Annotated in this window: 17 protein-coding genes; 9 read left to right on the plus strand and 8 right to left on the minus strand. The window is 73.1% G+C overall.

Annotated features, from left to right (window positions below; translation table 11 throughout):
• Positions 1-22 precede the first annotated feature (22 nt).
• Entirely contained in the window at positions 23-700 is a 678-nt protein-coding gene (locus tag ACFV88_RS00205) for a response regulator (protein WP_385484107.1), read from the minus strand.
• A 107-nt stretch (positions 701-807) separates the two neighbouring features.
• Positions 808-2,031, minus strand: a complete 1,224-nt coding sequence (locus ACFV88_RS00210) for a sensor histidine kinase (protein ID WP_385484110.1) — start codon at positions 2,029-2,031, stop codon at positions 808-810.
• Between the two features lie 292 nt (positions 2,032-2,323).
• Here ACFV88_RS00210 and ACFV88_RS00215 point away from each other — a divergent pair, with 292 nt between their 5' ends.
• Positions 2,324-3,403, plus strand: a complete 1,080-nt coding sequence (locus tag ACFV88_RS00215) for an SAM-dependent methyltransferase (protein WP_385484113.1) — start codon at positions 2,324-2,326, stop codon at positions 3,401-3,403.
• A 10-nt stretch (positions 3,404-3,413) separates the two neighbouring features.
• On the opposite strand, the gene ACFV88_RS00220 is transcribed toward ACFV88_RS00215, so the two are convergent.
• On the minus strand, positions 3,414-4,595 hold the full coding sequence (locus ACFV88_RS00220; protein ID WP_385485146.1) for an NADH-quinone oxidoreductase subunit D: 1,182 nt from the start codon (positions 4,593-4,595) through the stop codon (positions 3,414-3,416).
• A gap of 40 nt (positions 4,596-4,635) precedes the next feature.
• Between ACFV88_RS00220 and ACFV88_RS00225 the strand changes: the two genes are divergently transcribed.
• Both ACFV88_RS00225 and ACFV88_RS00230 read left to right on the plus strand, forming a co-directional pair.
• Positions 4,636-5,157, plus strand: coding sequence for a PH domain-containing protein (locus ACFV88_RS00225; RefSeq protein ID WP_385484116.1), 522 nt, complete (start codon positions 4,636-4,638; stop codon positions 5,155-5,157).
• A 104-nt stretch (positions 5,158-5,261) separates the two neighbouring features.
• Positions 5,262-6,557, plus strand: a complete 1,296-nt coding sequence (locus ACFV88_RS00230; RefSeq protein WP_385485148.1) for a PH domain-containing protein — start codon at positions 5,262-5,264, stop codon at positions 6,555-6,557.
• 453 nt (positions 6,558-7,010) lie between these two features.
• On the opposite strand, the gene ACFV88_RS00235 is transcribed toward ACFV88_RS00230, so the two are convergent.
• The 4 genes from ACFV88_RS00235 to ACFV88_RS00250 all read right to left on the minus strand — a co-directional run bounded on the left by ACFV88_RS00235 (position 7,011) and on the right by ACFV88_RS00250 (position 10,728).
• Positions 7,011-8,096: a hypothetical protein gene (locus ACFV88_RS00235; RefSeq protein WP_385484119.1), complete on the minus strand. Its 1,086-nt coding sequence runs from the start codon at positions 8,094-8,096 to the stop codon at positions 7,011-7,013.
• Between the two features lie 71 nt (positions 8,097-8,167).
• Complete coding sequence (locus ACFV88_RS00240; protein ID WP_385484121.1) at positions 8,168-9,232, minus strand: ABC transporter substrate-binding protein; 1,065 nt, start codon at positions 9,230-9,232, stop codon at positions 8,168-8,170.
• 84 nt (positions 9,233-9,316) lie between these two features.
• The gene (locus ACFV88_RS00245) at positions 9,317-9,997 is read right to left on the minus strand and encodes an ABC transporter permease (RefSeq protein ID WP_385484124.1); all 681 of its coding nucleotides are present in this window, start codon (positions 9,995-9,997) and stop codon (positions 9,317-9,319) included.
• Positions 9,994-10,728, minus strand: a complete 735-nt coding sequence (locus tag ACFV88_RS00250; protein WP_385484127.1) for an ABC transporter permease — start codon at positions 10,726-10,728, stop codon at positions 9,994-9,996. Before ACFV88_RS00250 ends, ACFV88_RS00245 begins: the two co-directional genes overlap by 4 nt.
• Before the next feature lie 246 nt (positions 10,729-10,974).
• Here ACFV88_RS00250 and ACFV88_RS00255 point away from each other — a divergent pair, with 246 nt between their 5' ends.
• The 6 genes from ACFV88_RS00255 (at position 10,975) to ACFV88_RS00280 (ending at position 15,293) form a co-directional block, all read left to right on the plus strand.
• Positions 10,975-12,132: an ABC transporter ATP-binding protein gene (locus ACFV88_RS00255; RefSeq protein WP_385484130.1), complete on the plus strand. Its 1,158-nt coding sequence runs from the start codon at positions 10,975-10,977 to the stop codon at positions 12,130-12,132.
• A gap of 76 nt (positions 12,133-12,208) precedes the next feature.
• Positions 12,209-13,069: a dihydropteroate synthase gene (folP, locus tag ACFV88_RS00260; protein WP_385484133.1), complete on the plus strand. Its 861-nt coding sequence runs from the start codon at positions 12,209-12,211 to the stop codon at positions 13,067-13,069.
• Complete coding sequence (locus ACFV88_RS00265; protein ID WP_385484136.1) at positions 13,066-13,635, plus strand: nuclear transport factor 2 family protein; 570 nt, start codon at positions 13,066-13,068, stop codon at positions 13,633-13,635. The genes folP and ACFV88_RS00265 overlap by 4 nt, the downstream gene beginning before the upstream one ends.
• Positions 13,636-13,742: 107 nt before the next feature.
• Positions 13,743-14,102, plus strand: a complete 360-nt coding sequence (gene folB, locus ACFV88_RS00270; RefSeq protein WP_385484139.1) for a dihydroneopterin aldolase — start codon at positions 13,743-13,745, stop codon at positions 14,100-14,102.
• The gene (gene folK / locus ACFV88_RS00275) at positions 14,099-14,695 is read left to right on the plus strand and encodes a 2-amino-4-hydroxy-6-hydroxymethyldihydropteridine diphosphokinase (RefSeq protein ID WP_385484142.1); all 597 of its coding nucleotides are present in this window, start codon (positions 14,099-14,101) and stop codon (positions 14,693-14,695) included. The genes folB and folK overlap by 4 nt, the downstream gene beginning before the upstream one ends.
• Positions 14,696-14,798: 103 nt before the next feature.
• Positions 14,799-15,293, plus strand: coding sequence for a DUF3180 domain-containing protein (locus tag ACFV88_RS00280; RefSeq protein ID WP_385484145.1), 495 nt, complete (start codon positions 14,799-14,801; stop codon positions 15,291-15,293).
• Positions 15,294-15,327: 34 nt separating this feature from the next.
• On the opposite strand, the gene folE is transcribed toward ACFV88_RS00280, so the two are convergent.
• Positions 15,328-15,933 carry a GTP cyclohydrolase I FolE gene (gene folE, locus ACFV88_RS00285; protein WP_385484148.1) on the minus strand — a complete coding sequence of 202 codons (606 nt, stop codon included), beginning with the start codon at positions 15,931-15,933 and terminating at the stop codon, positions 15,328-15,330.
• Between the last annotated feature and the right edge of the window lie 152 nt (positions 15,934-16,085).

The raw sequence follows: 16,085 nt of genomic DNA on the forward strand, positions 1-16,085 counted from the left end.
GCGCGCGCCCCCGCTCACGGGTTCAGCGGGCCCCGCCGCCCGCGCGCACCAGTCCCGTCTCGTAGGCGAGCACCACGACCTGGACCCGGTCCCGCAGCCCCAGCTTGGTGAGGATGCGCCCCACATGGGTCTTCACGGTCGCCTCGGACAGCACCAGACGGGCCGCGATCTCCCCGTTGGACAGGCCCTGGGCGACCAGCACCATCACCTCGCGCTCCCGGTCGGTGAGCCGTTCCAGCTGCTTGTTCCGCGGCTGGGTGCCGGTCTCCGGGAGCATCGGCGCGAACCGGTCGAGCAGCCGCCGGGTGGTGGAGGGCGCGACCACGGCGTCACCGCTGTGCACGGACCTGATGGCGGTCAGCAGCTCGGCCGGGGGCACGTCCTTGAGCATGAACCCGGAGGCGCCGGCCTTCAGCCCGGAGAAGGCGTACTCGTCGAGGTCGAAGGTGGTGAGGATCAGGACCTTCGGGGGGTTGGGGCCCGAGCAGATCCGGCGGGTGGTCTCGACCCCGTCCAGCTTCGGCATGCGCACGTCCATGAGGACGACGTCGACGGAGGACGCGCGCAGCACCTCCAGGGCCTCGACCCCGTCGCCCGCCTCCGCAACGACGTCCATGTCCGGCTGGGCGGCGAGCACCATCCGGAAGCCGGTGCGCAGCAGCACCTGGTCATCGACGAGCATCACCCGGATCGGGGTCATGAGGGACTTCCCTTCCTGTACGGACATCGGCCGGGTCGCCCGTGACGACCCGGCGGCCCCGGGCAGCCGCGGGCGCGGCACGGCCCCGGAGCGGACCTTCGGTGTGTTCAGTGTGCGGGCTTGAGGGGCAGCAGGACGCTGATGCGAAATCCTCCGCCCGGGCGGGGACCCGCGTCCAGGGTGCCGCCGACCATGCCGACCCGCTCCCGCATGCCGATCATGCCGTGGCCGCGGCCGTCGGCGCCGCCGTCCTCGTACAACTCGTGCGGGGCGCCCTTGCCGTCGTCCTCCACGAGCAGGCCGAGGCCGTCGTCGAAGTAGACCAGCCGGACGCTGGCGCCCGCGTTGGGGCCACCGTGCTTGCGGGTGTTGGTGAGGGCCTCCTGCACGATGCGGTACGCCGTCAGCTCCACCCCGCTGGGCAGCGGGCGGGGCGTGCCCTCGACCTTGAAGTCGACGGGGAGACCGGCCGTGCGGCACTGCTCCACCAGCTCGCCCAGCTGCTCCACGTCGGGCTGCGGAACGTACTCGCCGGACTCCTCCGGCTCCCCGGTGCGCAGCACGCCGAGCAGCCGGCGCATCTCCGCGAGCGCCTGGCGGCCGGTGCCGGAGATGGTCTCCAACGCCTTGCGCGCCTGGTCGGGGGCGGCGTCCAGGACGTAGGCGGCGCCGTCGGCCTGGACGACCATGACGGAGACGTTGTGCGCGACCACGTCGTGCAGCTCGCGGGCGATGCGGGCGCGTTCGGCGGCGACCGCGACCTTGGCCTGGGCCTCCCGCTCCCGCTCCAGCCGGGCCGCGCGCTCCTCCAGCTGGGCCAGATAGGCGCGGCGGGTGCGGATGGAGTCGCCGAGCACCCAGGCGAGGGCGAACGGCACCATGAGGAAGACGATGAACAGCGCTTGACGGACCACCGTCTGGTCGGGTTCCGGCCAGCGGAGCGTCGACACGGGTGCCGCGGCGAGGCCCACGACCAGCGCGAACCGGGAGGCCCAGCCGGCCCCGTCCGCGGCAACGGTGTAGACGATCACCAGCATGGCGAAGTTGACCAACATCACCGGCACGTCCAGCGCGACCTGGGCCAGGCCGACGACGGTGGCCAGGATCAGCATCCGCTCGGGCACCCGGCGGCGCAGCGCGACCACCAGCCCCAGCAACAGCGACAGCGCCACGGAGGTGACGCCCAGCACCGCACCGGGCGCGGTGTCCGGCGGGGGCGGGTTGTCCACCGAGCTGATCAGTCCCGCCAGGTTGATCCCGAACAGGACGACGGCCCAGAAGACGTCGACCCCGGTCGGGTGTCTGCGGAGGAAGTCATAAACGCGCTGCACGTAACCCAGGGTAGGTACGCGTGCCCTGTGCAGGGGTCAACCGGAGGTCTCATCCCCATCGGCCACGCGTACTCCCCTAGGTGGAGGCGGCACCGTCCGCACCGCCCGGCGGAGACGGCTCCGGGCCGGTGTCCGGGCCGGTGTCCGGGCCCGTGCTGCGGACCGGCGGGGTCCGGTTCCGCGCCCCGCCGGACCGGGGTCGCCGGCTGCTCGGCCGGATCCACGGCCAGGAGGCGACGCACACCACGAAAGGGGCGACGGGCCCGCGCCGCACAGCGCCTAGCCTGGCTCCGTGACGGACGAGACGACCCCCGGCCCGGGGCAGCCCACCGACCCGACCGAGCCCCCGGCGACGGGTGGGGGCCGGACGCCGCGCGGCTGGCGGGCGGCGACCGAGGAGGCCCTGTACGGGCCGCACGGCTTCTATCTGCGCCCCGAGGGCCCCGCCGGCCACTTCCGGACCTCCGTGCACGCCTCACCCCTGTTCGCCGGGGCCGTGGCGCGCCTGCTGTGCCGGGTCGACGCGGCGCTCGGGCACCCCGGGGAGCTGGCCTTCGTGGACCTGGGCGCCGGGCGCGGGGAACTGGTCACCGGGGTGCTGGCCGCGCTGCCGCCCGAGGTGGCCCCACGCACCCGGGCGGTGGCCGTGGAGCGCGCACGGCGGCCGGTGCACCTCGACCACCGGATCGAGTGGTGCGCCGAGCCGCCCACCGGGGTACGGGGCCTGCTGTTCGCCAACGAGTGGCTGGACAACGTCCCCCTGGACGTCGCCGAGACCGACGCCGACGGGGTGCTGCGGCGGGTGCTGGTCGCCCCGGACGGCACGGAGTCCGCCGGCGCACCGCTCGACGGCGCGGACGCGGCGTGGGCGGCCCGCTGGTGGCCGCTCGACGACGGGACGGGACCCCGCCCGACACCCGGGCTACGGGTCGAGATCGGCCGCCCCCGGGACGCCGCCTGGGCCGGTGCCGTGGCGACCCTGACCGCCGGACTCGCGGTCGCGGTCGACTACGCGCACCACCGCGCCGCCCGCCCCCCGTACGGCACGCTCACCGGTTTCCGCGCCGGCCGCGAGGTGCCCCCCGTACCGGACGGGTCCTGCGACCTCACGGCGCACGTGGCGCTCGACGCGTGTGCGCTGCCGGGCGCCGAGCTGACCGGACAGCGGGCCGCGCTGCACGCCCTCGGGGTGAGCGGCGGACGTCCGGCGCTGGCGCTGGCGTCGAGCGACCCGACCGGCTACGTGCGGGCCCTCGCCCGGGCCGGCGAAGCGGCCGAACTGACCGCGCCGGGCGGCCTCGGGGACTTCGGCTGGCTGCTCCAACCGGTGGGCGTCCCGGCCGGACTGCTGGACCGGGCCGCCGCCCGGTAACCGCCCGTCGCTACTTGTCGATGTCGCCGACGACGAAGAACAGCGAACCCAGGATGGCGACCATGTCGGCCACCAGCGTCCCGGGCAGCAACTCGGTCAGGGCCTGGATGTTGTTGAACGAGGCCGAGCGCAGCTTGAGCCGGTACGGGGTCTTCTCGCCCTTGGACACCAGGTAGTAGCCGTTGACGCCGAGCGGGTTCTCCGTCCAGGCGTAGGTGTGGCCCTCGGGCGCCTTGAGCACCTTCGGCAGGCGCTGGTTGACCGGGCCGGGCGGCAGGTCGACGATCCGGTCGAGACAGGCGTCGGCGAGGTCCAGCGCGTTGTGCGTCTGCTCCAGCAGGCACTCGAAGCGGGCCAGGCAGTCGCCCTCCTCGCGGGTGACGACCTTGAGCACGTCACCGAGCTCCCCGTACGCGAGGTACGGCTCGTCGCGCCGGAGGTCGAAGTCGAGACCCGACGCCCGCCCGATGGGGCCGCTCACCCCGTACGCGTGTACCGCTTCGAGCGACAGGACGCCCACGCCCCGGGTGCGCCCCCGGAAGATCTCGTTGCCGAGCACCAGCCGGTCGTACACGTCCATGCGCGAGCGCACCGAGGCGACGGCCTCCCGGGCGCGGGTGGTCCAGCCGACGGGCAGGTCCTCCTTCAGACCGCCGACCCGGTTGAACATGTAGTGCATGCGCCCGCCGGAGATCTCCTCCATGACGGTCTGGAGTTCCTCGCGCTCGTGGAAGGCGTGGAACACCGGGGTGATGCCGCCGAGCTCCAGCGGGTAGGACCCGAGGAACATCAGGTGGTTCAGCACCCGGTTCAGCTCGGCCAGCAGGGTGCGCATCCACACCGCGCGCTGGGGCACCTCCATGCCGAGCATCCGCTCCACCGCGAGGACGACCCCGAGTTCGTTGGAGAAGGCGGACAGCCAGTCGTGCCGGTTGGCCAGCATGACGATCTGCCGGTAGTCCCGGGCTTCGAAGAGTTTCTCCGCGCCGCGGTGCATGTAGCCGATCACGGGTTCCGCGTGGCGCACGCGTTCACCGTCCAGGACCAGCCGCAGCCGCAGCACTCCGTGGGTGGACGGGTGCTGGGGGCCGATGTTGAGCACCATGTCGGTGTTCTCCGCGGCGCCGCCGATGCCGACCACGGTCTGGGTCGTCGGCCCCCCGAGAGCGGCCTGCGCGGCCCCGGACGTCATGGATGTCATGGCCCCAGTCTCCCTTACGTACGCTGGCGGTATGGAAACGGGGAACGCGGGCGGGTCCGCGGCGGGGAACGTGACGGAGGGTACGGGCGGCGGGCCGGACTGGATCGCGCTCCCGCCGGGGCTCCTGCGCATGCGCCGGCTGCTGTTGGTGGTGTGGATGGTGCCGTTGACGGTGGCCACCGGGGTCCTACTCGGGCTCTTCGTCGGACCCCCGTGGGCGGCCTTCGCGGTCCTGCCGTTGGCGCTGCTGCTCGGGGGCTGGCCGATGTTGGGCCGCAACTGGCGTTCCTGGCGGTACGCGGAACGCGCCGACGACCTGCTGATCAGCCGGGGAGTGCTGTGGTGGGAGCAGACCATCGTGCCGTACGGGCGGATGCAACTCGTCGAGGTCACCTCCGGTCCGGTGGAGCGGCACTTCGGGTTGGCCAGCGTGCAGCTCCACACCGCCGCCGCGGCGAGCGACGCGCGCATCCCGGGCCTGCTGCCCGAGGAGGCGGAACGGCTGCGTGACCGGCTCACCGAGCTGGGCGAGGCCCGATCGGCGGGCCTGTGAGCGGGTCCGGGGCCGGCAATCCGGCCGACGAAGCCCGTCCGAACGTACCGACCGCGCCGGACGGGACGGCCACACCGGGCGGGACGGTCGCACCGGGCGGGCAGGTGGACGCCGCCGTGGACGAACGGCGGCTGCACCCCGTCACCCCGCTGCGCCGCGCCTGGGCGCCCATAGCGATCCTCGCGGGCTGGGCGGTGCACGACCCGGGCGGCACCCAGGAGCGGGTCACCTCCCTCGACACCACCACGCTGGTCGCCGGGGGCGTCGCCATCCTGGTCCTCGCCGCCCTGTACGGCGTGCTGACCTGGTGGTTCACCCACTTCGCGGTCACCGGGACCGAGCTGCGCATCCGTACCGGGCTGCTGTTCCGACGCACCGCGCACATCCGGCTCGACCGCATCCAGGCGGTGGACGTCACCCAACCCCTGTTGGCCCGGGTGGTCGGCGTCTCCAAGCTGAAGCTGGACGTCGTCGGCACCGACACCAAGGACGAGCTGGCGTTCCTCGGCGCCGACGAGGCCCGGTCGCTGCGGGCCGAACTGCTGGCGCGGGCGGCCGGGTTCGCCCCCGAGGACGCGCAGGAGGTCGGTGAGGCCCCGGTCCGGGAACTGATCCGGGTGGGACCGCGGCAGCTGGCCGTCTCGCTGCTGTTGAGCGGCGGCCCCTGGTTCGCGCTGGCGGGCGCGCTGGCCGTGCCGACGTTCCTGTGGTTCCTCACCCACAACGTGTGGACGGTGCTCGCGACCGCACTGCCGCTCGCGGGCGTCGCGGTCACCAGCACCGCCGGACGGTTCGTGAAGGAGTACGACTGGACGGTCGGGGAGTCGCCCGACGGGCTGCGCATCGACCACGGGCTGCTCGACCGCATGCACGAGACGGTGCCGCCGGGGCGGGTGCAGACCGTCCGGATCGAGGAGCCGCTGCTGTGGCGGCGCCGCCAGTGGGTACGGGTCGAACTGGACGTGGCGGGCTCGTCGAACTCCGTCCTGGTGCCGGTGGCTCCGCGGGCGCTGGCCGCCGAGGTCATCTCGCGCGTGCTGCCCGGGGTGACGGTGCCCGAGGAGTTGTCCCGGCCGCCGCGGTCGGCACGTTGGTGCGTGCCGCTGTGGTGGCGGGGGTACGGGTTCGCCGTGAGCGACACGGTGTTCGCGTCCCGGCACGGGTTGCTGCGGCGCAGCTTGTCCTTGGTGCCGCACGCGAAGGTGCAGAGCGTGCGGTTGTTGCAGGGGCCTTGGCAGCGGTGGCACGGGGTCGCGGACGTCCGGGTGGAGACGGGGGCGAACCGTTCCGTTCCGGCTCGGTTGCGCCCTGCGGGCGAGGCGGCTCTGTTGTTGGCTGCGCAGGCGGAGCGGTCGCGGACGGGGCGGAGGGCTGCGCGCCCCGATCGCTGGATGTCCTGACGGCTCCTGTCCCGTGCGGCGCGACCCCTTCTGGTGCGTCCACCCCAAGGTCCGTTGTCCTGCGGACGTGCGCCGCGATTTCGCGCAGTTCCCCGCGCCCCTGATCGGGTGCCTCCCGGGGTATGTCGTCCCCAGCGGGTGCGTCCTGCTTGCTCGCGCAGTTCCCCGCGCCCCTGGGTGGGTGCCTCCCGGGGTACGTCGTCCCCAGCGGGTGCGTCCTGCCTGCTCGCGCAGTTCCCCGCGCCCCTATCGGGGCACCCTGTCGGGCGGACGTCCAGCAGGGCGCACCTGAAAGGGGCGCGGGGAACTGCGCGGACGACCACCGCGCACCGCACGGGACAGCGCACGCGCAGGCGTACGCACCCGATCAGGGGCGCGGGGAACTGCGCGAAACGTCAGCGCACCGTACGGGACAGCGCACGTGCAGCGGATCGCACCCGCGAGGGATGAGCGTCAAGCGCGCAGGGCCGAGCGGAGGCCCTGCATATCGATCGGCTCCGTCTCGTCATGCGCGGTCAGGTCCACGACCTGACCAACCCGCTCCGCGTCATCGGACACCTTGAAGTCCGCCTCGGACTCCGCCTTGTGCAGCGCCAGCGCCTCCTCCCCGACGACATCGGCGAGGTCCTCGTTCTGCACGGCTTCCAGCGCGGCCCGCGCGGGCTCGCTCTTGTTGCCGAAGAAGTCGAAGCCGCCCTGGACGGTACGGGGGCGGACGGGGGGCGTGGGGACGACCGCCACCGCCGCCCTCGGCACGTTGACGTGACCGGCCGCGGGGCCGGGACGGGCCGTCGCGGGTGCGGCGGCGCGCTCGTGCCCACCGGTGGCCGGCTCCTGCGCCCGGGCCCGGACGGCCGCCGCCGCACCGGCCGACGCATCCGCACCGCGGCGCTGCTTCGGGGGCGAGGAGGGCGACGGGGGAAGCTCCCGGCCCGGCCCGCCCACCGCACCGCGCTCCAACCGGTCGAGCACCGCATTGGCCCGCAGGTACAGCGCCACGGTCGCGACCGGCGACACCTCGTCCGTCGCGAGCAGCGCCTTCGGCGCCGTCGCCGCGGAGGACGCCGCGTCCGCGGGGGCGGCGGGCGTCTCCATCGCGAGCTGCCGGCGGCCCTCCAGCGCGCTGGCCCGCTCGGTCTCGGCCGTGGCGTACCGGCGCAGCAGCCCCGCGTGCTCGCCGCGCAGGGCGGCCAGTTCGGCGCGCTTGGCGCGCAGCCGCTTCTCCAGCTTGCCGCGCACCGCGCGCGCCGACTCCAGTTCGCCCTCGATCTCGGCGACGCGTTCCTCGAAGCGCCACTCGTCACTCGTGCGCGCCCGCAGCAACTCCGCGACCCGTCGGCCCGCCGACCGGTCCCAGTTCCGCATCACGACCGAGCCCGCGACGGCCACCACGGAGGCGCCCACCACGAGCCCGCGCAATATCGCGGCCTCCGAGACGAACCAGGCGCCGGTGGCGCAGAGGACGGAGGCTCCGGCGATCACCGTGGGAGGGAGCAGCCGGTGCAGGGGTGGTGAATGGCGGTGGCGTCCACGAGGCATAGCGAGAAACTTACCGCGCGTGGGGGATTGTTGCCGCCCCGCCCGCACAAAAACGCGGCGCCGCCCGGTCTTTACTTCTTGAGCAACCCCTTCGACTCCAGATACTCCTTCGCCACATCGGCCTCCTTCTGCCGCTCGGCGTCGACCTTGCGGTTGAGTTCTACAAGATCATCTGTTGAGAGCACATCGGTCAACTTGGCCAGGGCGTCGGCTATCTCCTTGTCGCCGGCGTCCTCGGCGTTCACCACCGGAAGGACGTTGTCGGCGTTCTGGAGCTTCTTGTCATCCGCGAGCAGGACGAGGCCGAAGGAGTCCAGGGTGGCGTCGGTCGTGGTGGTGAGGACCAGTTGGGCCGTGCCGTTCTTGACGGCCTGCTTGGACTGGACGGTTCCCACGCCCTTGGGGTCCACCCCGGCGACGTCGATGCCGTACGTCTTCTTGAGGCCCGGTGCGCAGAAGGGCCGCACCTCGCATTCGTCGCCGGCCGCGATCGTGACCTTCTCGTTCGTCTTGCCGAGATCCGAAAGAGACGTGAGGTCGTGCTTCTTCGCGAATTCCTCACTCACGGCGAACGCGTTCTGGTCGACGGCCTTGCCCGCGGGCAGCACCTTCAGCCCGCGCGGTTCGGCGAGCTTCTTCAACTCGGCCACGGTCGCGTCGACATCGGACGATGCCACCGGCTCGGCATCCGGACCGTTTTTGTCCGCGTTGAGGAATTCGGCGAGCGTCGCCGCGTATTCGGGGACGACGTCGATCGTGCCCTTCTCCAGCGCCGGTTCGTAGATCTCACGGTTCTCGACGGTCTTCACGGAGGTCGGGTAACCGGCGTCGGCGAGAACCTGCTTGTACAGCTGGGCGAGCACCTTCGCCTCGGTGAATCCCGCGGCGCCGACGACCAGCGACCCCTTCTTGGCGCCGCCCGAACCGCCGGAACCCTCGTCCTCCAGGCTGTCGCCGGAGCAGCCGGCGGCGGCCGTGAGTGCGGCCACGGCCAGCGCGGCGAGCGCCGTCCGTCCTGCTCTGCGCGGTGTTCGGGGTCGACCGCGGCCCGTGTGCGGTGAGGTCCCGTCACCGGATGCGCCCGGGGTGCCCGCGGGTGCCGGGTGGTCCGTGCCGTGCTGGTGGGTGCCGTTCATGTCGATCGTCCCTTTTCGTTTTCGTGGAAGGAGCCGTTCTCCTCCGTGACGGGGCGCGCCCCTTCAGCGGGGAGTCGGTGAGGGTCAGCGGGCGGCGCGGGCCCGTCCGCGCATGGGGTCGAGGAGACGGCCGGCGACCATCAGGACGCCTTCCACGAGCAGGGCCAGCGCCGCCACCAGGAAGGCGCCCGCGACGACCTGGGGGGTGTTCTGGAGGCTGAATCCGGCGGTGATGATCCGTCCGAGGCCGCCCTCCCCCGCCATCGCGGCGAGGGTCGCCGTCGCCACCACCTGCACCGCCGCGGACCGGACCCCGGCCATGACCATCGGGTACGCCAGCGGCAGTTCGACCCGGGCGAAGAGTTGCCGTCCGTTCATCCCCATGCCCCGGGCCGCCTCCACCACCGACCGGTCCACCTCGCGCATGCCCAGGTACGCGTTGGTGAGCAGCGGCGGCACCGCGAAGAGGACCAGGGCGACGAGGGTCGGCGCGTCCCCGTGGGCGCCGAGCGGGGTCAGGGTGAGGAGCACCAGCACGGCCAGGGTGGGCACCGCCCGGCCGATGTTGGAGAGGTTGACCGCGAGCGCCCCGCCCTTGCCCAGGTGGCCGAGCCAGAGGGCGAGCGGCAGCGCGATCAGGCAACTGATCAGCAGACAGACCCCGCTGAAGTAGAGGTGTTCGGCGAGCCGCTGCCACACGCCGCGCTCGCCCTGCCAGTTGGCGCCGGTGGTCAGCCAGTCGTACGCCCCCGATATCGCGTTCATATCGCTTCGGCCGCCTTCCCCGTGCCGGAGGTACTGGAGGTGCCGCGCCGCCGGCGGGGTGCGCGGGGGGTGCGGCTCCAGGGGGTGAGCAGTCGCCCGACGCCCAGCAGCAGCAGGTCCGCGACCAGCGCCAGCAGCACGCACAGCACCGAAGCGGTGAGCACCTGCGCCTTGAAGCTGGTGTCCAGGCCGTCCAGGATCAGGGTGCCGAGCCCGCCGTAGTCGACGATCGCCCCGACGGTGGTGAGCGCCACCGTGGCCACCGTGGTGATCCGCACCCCGGCGAGCAGCGCGGGCAGCGCCAGCGGGAGTTCGACCTCCCACAGCCGGCGCACCGGCCCGTACCCCAGGCCCCGGGCGGCCTCCCGGACCTCTTCGGGGACGGACTCCAGGCCCATCAGGACGTTGCGGACCAGGATCGTCAGCGAGTACAGCACCAGGCCGGTGACCACCAGGGCGGCCGACAGTCCGAAGACCGGCAGCAACAGGGAGAACATCGCCAGCGAGGGGATCGAGTACAGCAGGGTCGTGAGCCCGAGGACCGGGCCCGACAGCACCGGCCAGCGACGGACCAGCAGGGCCAGCGGCACCGCCACGAGCACGCCGATCAGCACCGACACGGCGGTGATCGCGAGGTGTTCGAGCGTCGCGTCCACCAGTTCCTGGCTGCGGGAGCGTACGTACTCCCCGCAGATCCAGTCGTTCGCCACCAGACAGTCGCGCGTGCTCATCCGAACACCCCTCCCCCCGTTCCTCCCCGGCCACGACCACCCGGGGCTCCCCGTGCAGCCGGTCCCGCCGGTCTTCCCGCAATCCCGGTTTCCCCGCTTTTCCGGCGGGCACTCCTCGAACGTACATCTGACAACCTTGGACATTCGGTCGTGCTGGCGACCTTAACCCCGGCCACTGACAACCACCGGCGCGGCCCGTACCGGTGCAACACGGCCTTCACACTTCCCGTACCCCTGGGGGACTGCATGATCCGGTTCGAGAACGTGAGCAAGCGTTACCCCGACGGCACCACGGCCGTGGACGACCTCTCGTTCGAGGTCGCGGCCGGCGAACTGGTCACGCTGGTCGGCCCGTCGGGCTGCGGGAAGACCACGACGATGAAGATGGTGAACCGGCTCGTCGACCCGTCGAGCGGCCGGATACTCCTGGACGGCGCCGACATCGCCGACGGCGACCCGGTCGAACTGCGGCGCCGCATCGGCTACGTCATCCAACAGGTGGGGCTGTTCCCGCACCGCACGGTCCTCGACAACACGGCCACCGTCCCGCACCTGCTGGGCGTGCGGCGGGCGAAGGCGCGCGAACGGGCCGCGGAACTCCTCGACCTGGTGGGCCTCGACCCCTCGGTCTACGGCGACCGCTACCCCGACCAGCTCTCCGGCGGCCAGCGCCAGCGCGTCGGCGTGGCCCGCGCACTGGCCGCCGACCCGCCGGTGCTGCTGATGGACGAGCCCTTCGGCGCGGTCGACCCGGTGGTCCGCGAACGCCTCCAGTCGGAGTTCCTGCGCCTCCAGCAGTCGGTGCGCAAGACCGTGCTCTTCGTCACCCACGACCTGGAGGAGGCCGTCCGGCTCGGTGACCGGATCGCCGTGTACGGGCAGGGGCGCATCGAACAGTTCGACGTCCCGGCGACCGTGCTGGGCGCCCCGGCCAACGACTACGTGGCCGACTTCGTCGGCGCGGACCGGGGCCTGAAGCGGCTGTCGGTGACGCCGATCGAGGAGGGCGACCTGGAACAGCCCCCCGTGGTGCGGCTGGACGACGCGCTCCCCCGGGAACTCGACGCGCGCTGGGCGGTCGTCCTGGACTCCGCGGGCGCCCTGCACGGCTGGCTCTCCGCGGAACGGGCCCGACAGAGCACCGGCACGGTCCGCGAGCACGCCCGCCGGATGGAGGCGTGGCTCCCGGTGGGCGCCTCGCTGAAGCAGGCGTTCGCGACGATGCTCCAGCACGACGCGGGCTGGATCGCCGTGCTCGACGACACCGGCGCAGGGGGTGCCGGGCGGTTCCTGGGGGTGCTCACCCCGGCCGGGCTGCACGAGGCGCTGCGCAGGTCCACGGCGGCCCAGCTGCGGGACGTGCCCCGTACCGAGGTGGCGCTGGAGACGGTGTCCGGGAACTGACCCGTCCCCGGTTGCCGCAGGGGGACCGGGGCGGCCGGAGGGACCGGCACCGCCCGCGCGGGCCTACGCTGGGAGCATGAACCAGTTCCCAGGCCGCGGACGAGTCGCCGGACTGCCCGAGTGGGACCGCTGCGCGGTCATGGGCGTCGTCAACGTGACCCCGGACTCCTTCTCCGACGGAGGCCGGTGGTTCGACACCACCGCCGCCGTCAAGCACGGCCTCGACCTGGTCGGCCAGGGCGCCGACCTGGTCGACGTCGGGGGCGAGTCCACCCGGCCCGGGGCCCGTCGGGTCGACGAGGACGAGGAACTGCGCCGGGTCGTCCCCGTGGTGCGCCAGCTGGCCGCCGAGGGGGTCGCGGTCTCCGTGGACACCATGCGCGCCAGCGTCGCCGAACGGTCGCTCGCGGCGGGCGCCCTCCTGGTCAACGACGTCAGCGGCGGCCTCGCCGACCCCGCCATGGTCCCGGTGGTCGCGGCGGCGGGCGCCCCCTTCGTGGTGATGCACTGGCGCGGCTTCCTGGAGGGCCCCCAGATCCGGGGCGTCTACGCCGACGTCGTCACCGAGGTGGTGGACGAGCTCCGCACCCGGGTGGACGCCGTGATAGCCGGCGGGGTGGCCGCCGACCGGATAGTCGTGGACCCCGGCCTCGGCTTCTCCAAGGACGTCGACCACGACCTGGCGCTCCTGGCCCGGCTGGACCGGCTGCGCGCCCTCGGCCACCCGGTGCTGGTCGCCGCCTCCCGCAAACGTTTCCTGGGGCGGGTCCTCGCGGGCCCCGAGGGCGCCCCGCCACCGGCCCGCGAGCGGGACGCGGCCACCGCCGCCGTCTCCGCGATCGCCGCCCACGGCGGCGCCTGGGCCGTCCGCGTCCACGAGGTGCGGGCCACGGCCGACGCCGTCCGGGTCGCCCGCGCCGTCGAGGGAGCCCGATGAGCACTCCCGGTACGCCCGGTACGCCCGGCACGCCCGACGGCCCCGCGGGTCCCGACGGACCGGCCGGTCCGCAGGCCCCCCGCACCGAGCGGGACGAGGTCGAACTCGCCAACACCGCCTTCTACGAGGCGTTGGAACGGGGCGACTTCGACGCCCTGTCCGACGTCTGGCTGGACGAACGCGACCTGTCCGACGTCTCGGGCCCGGCGCCGGAGATCTCCTGCGTGCACCCCGGGTGGTCCCCGCTCACCGGCCGCGGCGAAGTCCTCAGGTCCTATGCGCTGATCATGGCGAACACCGAGTACATCCAGTTCTTCCTGACCGACCTCTTGGTCTCCGTGTCCGGCGGGACCGCCCTGGTGACCTGCACCGAGAACATCCTCAGCGGTGGCCCCGCCCCCGAGGACGGCGGCGAGCTGGGGCCCCTGGTGGGGCAGCTCGTGGTCGCCACGAACGTGTTCCACCACACCCCGCTGGGCTGGAAGCTCTGGTCGCACCACGCCTCCCCCGTGCTCTCCGAGGCGGTCGGCGACCCGGACGGCGAGCCCGGTGAGCCCACCGGTTGACCCCGGTCGGACGCGTCCGGGCCTGCCCACCCCGCGGACGGGTGCCGCCGGCGGGCCCGGGTAGCCTCGTTCGACATCCCATTTCGACGACGAGCAGGAGGACGGGCGTGGATCGTGTCGCGCTGCGCGGCCTGAAGGCCCGTGGGCACCACGGCGTGTTTCCCCGGGAACGCGAGGAGGGTCAGACGTTCCTCGTGGACGTGACCCTGGGCCTCGACACCCGTCCGGCGGCGGCCGGCGACGACCTGGAGAAGACCGTCCACTACGGCATCGTCGCCGAGGAGGTCGTCGCCATCGTCGAGGGCGAGCCGGTCAACCTGGTCGAAACGCTCGCCGAACGCATCGCCACCGCCTGTCTGGGCCACGACGCCGTCCAGGAGGTCGAGGTGTGCGTCCACAAGCCGGACGCGCCCATCACCGTCCCCTTCGACGACGTGACCGTCACCATCACCCGGAGCCGCGTATGACAGCCCAGCCGGACCCCACCGTGCAGCCGGTGCCCGCCTCGGTGACCGCGCAGGTGGACGCCGCCGACACCACCCTCAGCAACCCGAAGCTCGCCGTGCTCTCCCTCGGCAGCAACCTGGGCAACCGTCTGGAGACCCTCCAGGGGGCCGTCGACGCCCTGGAGGACACCCCCGGACTGCGGGTCACCGCGGTCTCCCCCGTCTACGAGACCGAGCCCTGGGGCGTCGAGCCCGGCTCCCAGCCCTCGTACTTCAACGCCGTCGTCATCGTCCGGACCACCCTGCCGCCCGGTTCGCTGCTGGAGCGCGCCCAGGCGATCGAAGAGGCCCACCAGCGGGTGCGGGACGAGCGGTGGGGACCGCGCACCCTGGACGTCGACATCGTCACCTACGCCGACGTGGTCTCCGACGACCCGCAGCTCACCCTCCCCCACCCCCGGGCCCACCAGCGCGCCTTCGTCCTGGCCCCCTGGCACGACGTCGACCCCGTCGCCGAGCTGCCCGGCCACGGCGCCGTCGCCGCACTGCTGGCGGGTCTCACCCCCGGCGCCGTCACCCCGCGCGGCGACCTGGAACTCCAGTTGCCCGAGTAGTCGTTAAGGTCAACCGAGGGCACCACCACCGGCTGCCCCCACCACCGGCCACCGGGCCGGTCGTAGGACGGCTGTAGGACTGCCGTAGGACTGAAGGGACGACGTGAATCAGCTGCGCATCAGGACCCTGCTCGGTCTCTTCGTCGGGACCGGGGTCGTGTCCTGGGCGGGAGCCCGCCTGTGGGACTCCGTCGGCACCCTGCCGGGCGTGCCGCTCGCCGCGCCGATCGTGCTCGCGGTGATCGCGGCGGTGCTCACCGCCACCGCCCTGTCGCTACGGGCGCGGCTGCGCGCCCAGCGGGACCGGGAGCCCGGGGCGAAGGGCGTCGACCCGTTGATGGCGGCGCGGGCCCTGGTCTTCGGCCAGTCCAGTGCGCTGGTCGCGGCGCTGATCTCGGGGCTCTACGGCGGGATCGGCATCTTCCTGCTCGGCTCCCTCGACGTCCCGGTCCGTCGTGACCAGGCCGTCTACGCCGGGTTCTCGGTGCTCGCCGGAATCGCCGTGGTGGCCGCCGCGCTCTTCCTCGAACGCGTCTGCAAGCTCCCCGAGGACGACGACACCCCCCACCCCCCGGGCACCGAGGCCCGCGGGGTCTGAGCGCCCGCTCCCCGGGCGCCGCACCGGCCTCGGCTCACCTCGCCAGGATCAGGCTCATCGCCTCCGCGCGGGTCGTCGCGTCCCGCAGCTGCCCGCGCACCGCGGACGTCGTGGTCTTGGCGCCCGGCTTGCGGATGCCCCGTACTGACATGCACATGTGCTCGGCCTCCACCACGACGATCGCGCCACGGGCCTCCAGGATGCGCATCAGCGAGTCGGCGATCTGGGTGGTCAGCCGCTCCTGCACCTGGGGGCGGCGGGCGTAGACCTCGACCAGCCGGGCCAGCTTCGACAGCCCGGTGATCTTGCCGGACTCGGCCGGGATGTACCCGACGTGGGCGACGCCGTGGAAGGGCAGCAGGTGGTGCTCGCAGAGGCTGACGATCTCGATGTCCTTCACCAGGACCATCTCGTCGTGTCCGAGGTCGAACGTCGTCGTCAGGACGTCCTCCGGCTGTTGCCACAGCCCGCCCAGGATCTCCCGGTACGCGCGGGCGACCCGGGCCGGGGTGTCCCGCAGGCCCTCCCGGTCGGGGTCCTCCCCCACGGCGATGAGCAGCTCCCGGACGGCGTCCTCCGCGCGCTTCGCGTCGAACTCGCCTATCGTGCCCTCGCCGTCCAGCGTCACGGGGTCGGTCATGGTCTGCCTCGTTCCTTAGCCGTACAGACGGGTACGTGCGGGACACACGAAAATGCCGCGCCCCCCAAGAGTAACTAGGGGGACGCGGCACACATTCCGAGCCCGATGGACACCGGCGCGGCCACGGAACGGGGCGGGTGGGCCCCGTGGCG

It is taken from the genome of Streptomyces sp. NPDC059816, assembly GCF_042732055.1.
GTDB lineage: Bacteria > Actinomycetota > Actinomycetes > Streptomycetales > Streptomycetaceae > Streptomyces.